General features: G+C 60.8%; 8 protein-coding genes and 1 pseudogene. 3 read left to right on the plus strand and 6 right to left on the minus strand.

Annotated features, from left to right (window positions below; all coding sequences use genetic code 11):
- Positions 1 to 139: 139 nt before the first annotated feature.
- The 3 genes from BGO64_RS13180 to ilvY form a co-directional block, all read right to left on the minus strand.
- Positions 140 to 2,713, minus strand: a complete 2,574-nt coding sequence (locus BGO64_RS13180) for a bifunctional acetate--CoA ligase family protein/GNAT family N-acetyltransferase (RefSeq protein ID WP_286700804.1) — start codon at positions 2,711 to 2,713, stop codon at positions 140 to 142.
- A gap of 90 nt (positions 2,714 to 2,803) precedes the next feature.
- Positions 2,804 to 2,995 carry a hypothetical protein gene (locus BGO64_RS13185; RefSeq protein WP_010676124.1) on the minus strand — a complete coding sequence of 64 codons (192 nt, stop codon included), beginning with the start codon at positions 2,993 to 2,995 and terminating at the stop codon, positions 2,804 to 2,806.
- A 107-nt stretch (positions 2,996 to 3,102) separates the two neighbouring features.
- Positions 3,103 to 3,996 carry an HTH-type transcriptional activator IlvY gene (gene ilvY, locus BGO64_RS13190; protein ID WP_048209637.1) on the minus strand — a complete coding sequence of 298 codons (894 nt, stop codon included), beginning with the start codon at positions 3,994 to 3,996 and terminating at the stop codon, positions 3,103 to 3,105.
- A gap of 193 nt (positions 3,997 to 4,189) precedes the next feature.
- Between ilvY and ilvC the strand changes: the two genes are divergently transcribed.
- Positions 4,190 to 5,671, plus strand: coding sequence for a ketol-acid reductoisomerase (gene ilvC / locus BGO64_RS13195; protein ID WP_286700805.1), 1,482 nt, complete (start codon positions 4,190 to 4,192; stop codon positions 5,669 to 5,671).
- Positions 5,672 to 5,834: 163 nt separating this feature from the next.
- Here ilvC and pgi read toward each other — a convergent pair whose 3' ends face one another.
- Complete coding sequence (gene pgi, locus BGO64_RS13200; protein ID WP_286700806.1) at positions 5,835 to 7,484, minus strand: glucose-6-phosphate isomerase; 1,650 nt, start codon at positions 7,482 to 7,484, stop codon at positions 5,835 to 5,837.
- Between the two features lie 421 nt (positions 7,485 to 7,905).
- Between pgi and BGO64_RS13205 the strand changes: the two genes are divergently transcribed.
- Positions 7,906 to 8,094 carry a holin gene (locus BGO64_RS13205; RefSeq protein ID WP_286700807.1) on the plus strand — a complete coding sequence of 63 codons (189 nt, stop codon included), beginning with the start codon at positions 7,906 to 7,908 and terminating at the stop codon, positions 8,092 to 8,094.
- Positions 8,095 to 8,209: 115 nt separating this feature from the next.
- Here BGO64_RS13205 and BGO64_RS13210 read toward each other — a convergent pair whose 3' ends face one another.
- Together BGO64_RS13210 and BGO64_RS13215 are read right to left on the minus strand one after the other, a co-directional pair.
- Positions 8,210 to 9,046: a mechanosensitive ion channel domain-containing protein gene (locus tag BGO64_RS13210; protein WP_042864726.1), complete on the minus strand. Its 837-nt coding sequence runs from the start codon at positions 9,044 to 9,046 to the stop codon at positions 8,210 to 8,212.
- A gap of 173 nt (positions 9,047 to 9,219) precedes the next feature.
- Positions 9,220 to 9,303: pseudogene (locus BGO64_RS13215) on the minus strand (nucleoid occlusion factor SlmA); the annotation flags it as partial.
- Here BGO64_RS13215 and BGO64_RS20870 point away from each other — a divergent pair.
- Positions 9,304 to 9,487, plus strand: a 184-nt coding sequence (locus tag BGO64_RS20870; protein WP_410488824.1) for a hypothetical protein, incomplete at its 3' end; no start/stop codon positions are given.

Consider the following 9,487-nt stretch of genomic DNA (forward strand, 5'->3'; position numbering starts at 1 on the left):
GTGTGGCATTCGCCATGCGAGAGTAGGACACTGCCAGGCACCCAATACAAGAAACCCCGCTCATCGAGCGGGGTTTTTTATTGCCTGAAATTCACGTTATCCATCCATATCTGGTTGATTTACCACCACGATTGTATCGTTATACAACCTGATCAGCACAGGGCAGCTCCATGTTGACTATCCCATCTTCCAGCTGAATATCGATCTTGAAACCGAGCCGTTTGGCCAGATTGATCATGCCGCGATTGCTGGGCATGGTCATGCCAGAGAGCTGGCCTATGCCACGCTCTCTGGCATAGCGCACGATCTTTTCCATCATCAACTTGCCGAGTCCGAGCCCTTTCAAGTCTGAGCGGACCAGGATGGCAAACTCCGCATCCGATTGATCCGGGCTGGCAATGGCTCGCACCACTCCCAGGATCTGCTTGCTGAAAGGGCCGTCCTGGCCCACGGCGACGAAGGCCATTTCCCGGTCATAATCGATCTGGGTCATGCGGGCCAGCTCTTCGTGTCCCAGCTCCCCCACGTCGGCAAAGAAGCGTTTGTACCTGTCTTCATCAGACACCTGCCGCACGAACTGCTTGTGGGCCGGCTCGTCTTCGGGGCGGATGGGGCGCAGCAGTACATGACTCTGATCTTTCAGCCAGGCACCCTCTTCCAGCTCGGTGGGATAGGGGCGAATGGCCAGTGGCAGCACTTGTTGTCCTCGCTCTGCCAGGACGAGCCGGGCATCCAGGATCACCATCTCTTCACCACAGGCCTGCAGCGGGTGCAGATCCAGTTCTTGTATCTCGGGGAAGGCCAGCAGCAGCTCGGAGAGCTGGCACAGCACCTGGCCGAGGGCGTCGATATCGAGCCGTACCGGACTGGCCTGCTCGCGGATCTTGCCATCCTTGAGGGCACCAATGATCTGGTAGCGAGCCAGTGCCTGGTTGAGGGGAGGAAGGGCCGCGACCATCTCGCGGGGCTCGGCGCCGGATTCCCCGAGCAGGATGACGGGGCCGAAGACCGGATCCTGCTGCAAGCGGATCCGTAGCTCCAGACCCCCGCTGCGGCGTGCCATGCGTTGTACCAGAAGCCCTTCTATGCGGGCGCCAGGATCGTGCTGACGTACCCTGTCCAGAATGGCATCCGCCGCCTGGGCGACTTCCGCCGAGGTACGCAGGTTCAGCATGACACCGTGTACATCGGATTTGTGGGCGATGTCGGGAGATCGCAGCTTCACCGCTACGGGGTAGCCAATCTGTTCTGCAGTCAGTGCGGCTTCGATGGCATCGGAGACGATCCAGGTCGCGAGGGTGGATAGCCCGGCTGCCTGCAAGATGGGATGGGCCAGGTGGGTGTCCAGCACCCGCTGCTGGCGGTCCAGCGCTTGCCCAAGGAGCTGCTGGCAGCGCTCGACATCGAGTCTGTCGCCCTGCAGGGAGGCCGGTGTTTCCATCAACTGTTTCTGGTTGCGGCGATATTCCACCATGTGCATGAAGGCCGTGACGGCGCTTTCCGGGGTGCGATAGGTCGGTATGCCCGCCTCGTTGAACAGGCGTCTCCCCTCCTGGGCGGAGTATTCGCCTGCCCAGTTGGTCAGGATGTTGAATCGTCTGGCCCTGGGATGCTGCTTGATGAAGTCGATCAGGCTGCTGGCGAGGGTGACACCTCGGGCGGTGAGGGACGGTGCATGGATCAGCAGGATGGCATCGGCACTGTCCCCTTGCAGCAGCGTCTCGAGTGCACTCTTGTAGGCCTCGATATCGGCATCGCTGCCGATGTCGAGGGGCGGCATCGCCAGCTTGCCTCCCCGAGACAGCAGTACGTCTGCGGCCATGTTGGCGAGGCCGCGCCCATTGGAGAGGATGGCGAGCCGCTCCCCCTTGAGGGTCAGGGAGTGGCTCAGGGTCTCGACAGTGGCAAACAGTTCGTGGGTATCCCGGACGCGCAGCATGCCAGCCCGGCGGATGGCGGCATCATAGACATTGTCGAGACCGTTGGCCGGGTCGTGCCGACCGCTCTTGAGGATCAGGATGGGTTTGTTGCGCGAGGCGGCACGGGCGGCGGAGAGAAAGTGCCTGGCATCGTGCAGCTTGTCCATGTAGATCAGGATGGCGCGGGTCGTCCCGTCCCGGGAGAGCTGATCCAGCAGTTGGCCAAAGTCGATGTCGCAATGATCGCCCAGGGAGACGAAGGCCGAGAAGCCGATTTCGCGCTGCTTGGCCCAATCCAGGATGGTGGTGCTGACCGCTGCCGACTGGGAGAGAAACGCCACCTGTCCCGGAGTCGCTGCAATGGGGGAAAAGCTGGCGTTGATACCCTGCCCGGGGAGCAGCATGCCCATGCTGTTGGGGCCGAGCAGCCGGATGCCGTATTGCTGGCACAGATGCTTGAGCCGCAGGCGCTCGTCAGTGGAGAACTGGGCGGCCAGTATGATGGCGGCTCCGGTTCCTTTCTTGCCGAGCTCCTCGATGAGCGGCAGTACCCGTTCGCGCCGGGTACAGACGATGGCGAGATCGGGGGAGAGGGGAAGGCTCTCTATGTCCGGATAGGCGAGCACGCCAGCGATGGCCTGGCTGCGGGGGGCCACGGGTAGTATAGGGCCCTGGAACTGACCCGCCAGCAGGTGCCGGATGACCACATGGCCTGCCTTCTGCGGATCACTGGAGGCGCCGATGACGGCGATCGAGTGAGGTTTGAAGAGCCGATCCAGGCCGCTTTGTTTCATGGGCACTCCTCGTGGTGGCCCCCGGGGCGAGGGGGACGGATGGTGCCAGTCTAATACGCTTTGCGTGCGGGTTCTGTGACCGATTGCGGATCACGATCTGGCCAGTGCGCTGGCGCGCAGATAAAAGCGCAGCTCCCCCTGAATGCATTGCACCGTGGCGAGGTGCCTGTCCTGGAGATAGATCTCCTGCTCCCGATCGAGTTCATGGCGCTGGACCCCGAGGCTTTGCAGATATTCTGCGAACAGGATGGCACTGCGGATTTCGACAAGATGCTGGCTCACGCTCTATTCCTTGATGGTGGCTGGATGGTGCCGGCCAGTGTCCCCTCTTCTCCCCCACTTTCATACTGATACATTTGACACTCACTGTGGCTCTGATGCCTGCCGGATCAGCGAAGGCCTCCCTGGCCGCGTGCAGTGTCCCAGAAGGCGCGGATCAGCGGCTCTTCCAGCCGCTTCTTGAGCACGGCGATACCGACGTCGAACGCCTTGAGCGCCGGTTTGGGCTCGACCACACGCACCTTGTCCCCCATGGGGCTGTGATCGATGACGGCGGCAGGCACGACACCTACACCGAAGCCGAGGGCTACCATGGCGACGATGCCCTCGTTGCCCGCCACTTCTGCATAGATGTTGGGAGCTATCCCCTTGTTGCGGAACCATTGATCACAGCGCTTTCGGGCCAGCCCCTGTTCGGAGAGGATCAGCGGCAGGCGCTCCCAGTCAGGTTCACCCAGGGGGAACCACTGACCCTGCTGAGGGGCATTGCGGGGGGCGATAAACACCAGCGGCACCTGCTGCAGGCTGGCGAATTCCAGCTTGGACGAGAGCGCATCCGGCCTCGCTGCGATGGCGAGATCGGCTTCGTCAGCCAGGATCTTGTCCACTGCCAGTGCCGGGTCGCCGGTCTCCAGCTTGATCTCCAGCTGGGGATAACGGCGACGAAAGCGTTCCAGTACCTCGGGTAGCAGAAAGTAGCTGGCGGTGACCGAACAGAACACCCGCAACCGCCCTTGCAGCGGCTCGTCGCTGCGCTTGAGCTCCTGTTTGAGTTGGCGCCACTCCTGCAGCAAGGCACCGCCAAACTCCCGCAGCTTGTCACCAGCAGGGGTGAGCCGCACCGAGCGGTTGTCCCGCTCGAACAGCACGCAGCCGGTCTCCTGTTCCAGTCGCTGGATGGCGCGGCTCAGGGTGGAGGGGCTGACCGCCATGGCATCGGCGCTTTTGCCGAAGTGGAGGGAGTCGGCGAGGTGGAGAAACAGTTCGAGATTGCGAAGGTCCATCTTTTTATTCCTGCGGCGTTGTCAGGCGCCCTGTAGCACGATGGCTCGGCGGCGGGAGATTGCGGGAAATCACATTTCAATTCCTGCAACGTACTGTTTCGAATATATCAGTTCAGGCAATAAGTGTCCCGCGCTATAGTGGTTTCGACAACGCCGCTATCCGGCATGGAATCAATCGAACGGAGCAATCACCATGGCTAACTATTTCAACACCTTGAACCTGCGTCAGCAGTTGGCCCAGCTGGGCAAGTGTCGTTTCATGCAGCGCGAAGAGTTCGCGGACGGCTGCAACATGCTGAAGGGCAAGAAGGTGGTGATTGTGGGCTGTGGTGCCCAGGGTCTGAACCAGGGCCTGAACATGCGCGACTCCGGGCTGGATATCTCCTACGCCCTGCGCAAGGCCGCCATCACCGAGAAGCGCGCCTCCTGGCAGAAGGCCACCGACAACGGCTTCGCGGTCGGCACCTATGAAGAGCTGATCCCGACCGCCGATCTGGTGCTGAACCTGACCCCGGACAAGCAGCACTCCGACGTCGTCAAAACCGTGATGCCGCTGATGAAGCAGGGCGCCGCGCTTGGCTACTCCCACGGCTTCAACGTGGTGGAAGAGGGGCAGCAGATCCGTTCCGACATCACCGTCGTGATGGTTGCGCCCAAGTGCCCGGGTACCGAAGTGCGTGAAGAGTACAAGCGCGGCTTTGGCGTACCGACCCTGATCGCCGTCCACCCGGAGAACGATCCCCAGGGCGAGGGCATGGCCATCGCCAAGGCGTGGGCCTCTGCTACCGGTGGTGACCGTGCCGGCGTGCTGGAATCCTCCTTCGTCGCGGAAGTGAAATCCGACCTGATGGGCGAGCAGACCATTCTGTGCGGCATGCTGCAGGCCGGTTCCCTGCTCTGCTACGACAAGCTGGTTGCCGAGGGCACCGACCCGGCCTATGCCGGCAAGCTGATCCAGTTCGGCTGGGAGACCATCACCGAGGCCCTGAAGCAGGGTGGCATCAGCCTGATGATGGACCGTCTCTCCAACCCGGCCAAGCTGCGTGCCTTCGAACTCTCCGAGCAACTGCGCACCCTGATGCGTCCGCTGTTCGAGAAGCACATGGATGACATCATCGCCGGCGAGTTCTCCCGCGGCATGATGGCTGACTGGGCCGAAGACGATGCCAAGCTGTTCGGCTGGCGCGAAGAGACCGGCAAGTCCGCCTTCGAGAATGCTCCTGCCTATGCTGGCAAGATCGCCGAGCAGGAGTACTTCGACAATGGTGTGGTCATGGTGGCCATGGTCAAGGCGGGTGTCGAGCTGGCGTTCGAAACCATGGTGGCCTCCGGCATCTATGAAGAGTCCGCCTACTACGAATCCCTGCACGAGTTGCCGCTGATCGCCAACACCGTTGCCCGCAAGCGTCTGTACGAGATGAACGTGGTCATCTCCGATACCGCGGAGTACGGCAACTACCTGTTCGCCAACGCTGCCGTGCCGCTGCTGCGCGAGCACTTCATGCCGACCCTGCAAGCAGGGGACCTGGGCAGTGCCCGTGCCGATAGCAAGGCGGTGGACAACCTGGCCCTGCTGGCTGCCAACGAAGCGACCCGCAACCACCCGATCGAGAAGATCGGCCAGACCCTGCGTGGTTACATGAAGGACATGAAGCGTATTGCCGTCGGCGGTTAAGCCTTCGCTGAGCGGCATCGGAAGGGGCAGGGATGACGATCCCCGTTACTGGCTGGCTTAGACACCCGGCCTGTCGTCCGGATGATGCAAACAGACCGATTGATAGCAATAAAAAAGCCCCGCTCATCGAGCGGGGCTTTTGCATTCTGGAGGGCGGGAGCAATCAGGCCTTCCAGGCTTTCCAGGTGTTGATCAGGCCGTTGGTGGAGCCGTCGTGGCTGGTGACGGCCTCATCGGTGCCCAGCTCCGGCAGGATCTTGTTGGCCAGCTGTTTGCCCAGCTCCACACCCCACTGGTCGAAGGAGAAGATGTTCCAGATTGCGCCCTGTACGAAGATCTTGTGCTCGTACATGGCGATCAGGGCACCCAGCGTCTTCGGGGTCAGGCTCTTGAACAGTATGCTGTTGGTCGGGCGGTTGCCTTCGAACACCTTGAACGGCACCAGCTCTTTAACTTGGTCGAGCGTCTTGCCGGCGGCCAGGAACTCGGCCTCCACCGCTTCCTTGCTCTTGCCGAAGGCCAGGGCTTCGGTCTGGGCGAAGAAGTTGGCCAGCAGTTTCGGGTGGTGGTCACCGATGGGGTTATGGCTGATGGCCGGCGCCAGGAAGTCGCAGGGGATCAGCTTGGTGCCCTGGTGGATCAGCTGGTAGAAGGCGTGCTGACCGTTGGTACCCGGCTCACCCCAGATGATGGGACCGGTCTGGTAGTCAACCGGATTGCCGTCGCGGTCCACGTACTTGCCGTTGGACTCCATGTTGCCTTGCTGGAAGTAGGCAGGGAAGCGATGCATGTACTGATCGTACGGCAGGATGGCTTCGGACTCGGCACCATGGAAGTTGTTGTACCACAGGCCGATCAGGGCCAGCAGTACGGGCACGTTCTGTTCATAGGCGGCAGTGGCGAAGTGCATGTCCATCTCGAAGGCGCCTTGCAGCAGGGCCTCAAAGTGCTCGAAGCCGAGGGAGAGGGCGATGGGCATGCCGATGGCGGACCAGGAGGAGTAGCGGCCGCCGACCCAGTCCCAGAACTCGAACATGTTGTCGGTGTCGATGCCGAACTCGGCAACGGCCTTGCCGTTGGTCGACAGGGCGGCGAAGTGCTTGGCAACGTGGGCCTTGTCACCGGCATGACCGAGGAACCAGTCGCGGGCGGTCAGGGCGTTGGTCATGGTCTCCTGGGTGGTGAAGGTCTTTGAGGCCACCAGGAACAGGGTGGTTTCCGGATCGATCTTCTTGAGCGTCTCGGCGATGTGGGTGCCGTCGACGTTGGAGACGAAGTGCATCTCCAGGTGATTCTTGTAGGGGCGCAGGGCCTCGGTGATCATGACGGGGCCCAGATCGGAGCCACCAATGCCGATGTTGACCACGTGCTGGATGGCCTTGCCGGTATAGCCCTTCCACTCGCCACCGATGACCTTCTCGCAGAAGCCCTTCATCTTGGCCAGTACGGCGTTCACTTCCGGCATCACGTCCTTGCCGTCAACCTCGATGGGGCGGTCGGAGCGGTTGCGCAGGGCGGTGTGCAGTACGGCGCGCCCTTCGGTCATGTTGATCTTGTCGCCGTTGAACATGGCGTCGATGGCGCTGCGCAGATCGGTCTCGCCAGCCAGGTTCACCAGCAGCTTGAGGGTCTCTTCGGTGATCAGATTCTTGGAGTAGTCGACCAGGATGTCGCCACCGAAGGTGAGGGAGAACTTGTCAAAACGCTGGGGATCCTGTGCGAACAGATCCTTGAGACGCATCTCCTTGTTGGCTGCAAAATGGGCTTCCAGTGCCTGCCAGGCCTGGGTCCGGGTTGGATTGATATTTTTCATAGGATTATCAGTCTTCCAAGTTGTGTTTGAACCTTGCAGGCAAGGCTCCCGCCAAACCTTATTATGCGAGCATTATACCGGGCACTCCGTGCGCCCCGTGTAACAGAGCATTACCAATTGTCTGCAACGAGGGAGTGTACAACCAAAACAGTGCGATTATGAGTCACCCAGTACCCCGGGATCTTGCGTTCGCGCATGCTTGTTCGGGTTGAAAAGGCTTTCATTTCAAGGGGAGCGCGGCCGTGGCTCTGGAAAGCTGGCGTGACAGATCAAAGGGTATTCAACAGACGCTCATCGGACGGTTTTTTGAGCAGGCGCAAATGGTGGGCAACAGACGCTGGCTATCATATGAGCCGAATGGACGAGATCTCCCAGGGATGGCCAAGGTATGGAATCAATGGTGTGGAATGAGGAGATCGAGATGAAAGCCCTGTTATCCCTGTTTGCCCTGAGCCTGATCGCCACCGGCCTCATCGGTTTGCTGACCCTGACGCTGGCCAATGCGGCGCCGACGCTGGAGATCCACGTACTGGCGGTGATCGGAGCCGTGCTGGGGGGTTATGTGCTGATGCAGCCCCTGCTCAACCGGGTTGCACGTCGGCTGGGGTGAGAACGCGGTGCGACCTGGTGCGCAAGACCGGCCTGTGGCCGGTTTTTTCATGTCACAGAAGGCAGAAACGACAGTGCCAGCCCGAAGGCTGGCACTGGAGAACGCACACCGAGGATCAATCCGCCGTCTTTTGCATGTGGACCACACGCTGGGGGAAGGGAATCTCGATGCCCTCGGCGTCGAAGGTGAGCTTCACCTTCTCGTGGAAGTCGAACCAGACACCCCAGTAATCGCCGGTCTTGACCCAGGGACGCACCACGATATTGACCGAGGAGTCGGCCAGCGCGGCAACGGCAATGGTGGCGGCCTGCTCCTTCAGGATGCGGGGCTCTTCGCTCACCAGCCGCTCCAGGATCTGTTTGGCCTTGCGCAGGTCGGAGCCGTAGCCGATGCCGAAGGTCATGTCGACGCGGCGGGTATCCATGCGCGAGTAGTTGACGATGGTGCCGTTGAGGATGGCGGAGTTCGGCACTACCACCATCTTGTTGTCACCCGAGGTGAGGGTGGTGGTGAAGAGCTGCACCGATTGCACAACGCCATTGGTGCCTGCCACCTCGATGAATTCCCCTGCCTTGATGGGGCGGAAGATGATGAGCAGGAAACCGGCGGCAAAGTTGGAGAGAGAGCCCTGCAGCGCCAGACCGATGGCCAGACCGGCGGCACCGATGATGGCTACGAAGGAGGCGGTCTGCACCCCGACCCGGCCCAGAGCGGCGATCACCACGAACACCAGAATGGTGTATTTGAGGATGCTGCCGACGAAGTGGGTGACGGTGGTGTCCAGCTTGCGGGTCTGCATCACCTTGACCACGCCACCGCTGAGAAGGTTGGCGGCAATGTAACCGACCAGCAGGGTGATCAGGGCGGCGGCGATGTTGACCGCATACTCGATGATCAGTCCCTGGTTGTTGGTCAGCCAGGTCTGTGCTTCGGTAATGATCTCGGGTTCCATAGGATGTCCTGTTGGTGTGAAGATTTATGGCAGATGAATCTAACACTTGAGCGCGACAAGCTGGGTCGCATCTGGTGCTTGTCTCTTCTTTTGTGCCACAAAAAGCAAGGGAGGCCAAGGCCTCCCGCTTTGTCACAACCTTGCTGGCGCAGGGACGCTGGGCATGTGCGCACTCAGCTTTGCAGCAGCTGGTTGCGGATGAATTGCCACTGATCTTCAAAGTCGGCAGTGGGTTTGATTGTGAACTCGGAGCGGACATGCATTGGTTGATGCGGTCTGCTGGTTCAGCTTTGCAGCAGCTGGCTGCGGATAAACTGCCACTGATCTTCAAAGTCGGCAGTGGGTTTGATTGTGAGCTCGGAGCAGACGTGCATTGGTTGATGCGGTCTGCTGGCTCAGCTTTGCAGCAGCTGGCTGCGGATAAACTGCCACTGATCTTCA

Origin of the sequence: Aeromonas sp. 62-46 (assembly GCF_001898585.1) — a bacterium.
Taxonomy (GTDB): domain Bacteria; phylum Pseudomonadota; class Gammaproteobacteria; order Enterobacterales; family Aeromonadaceae; genus Aeromonas; species Aeromonas caviae.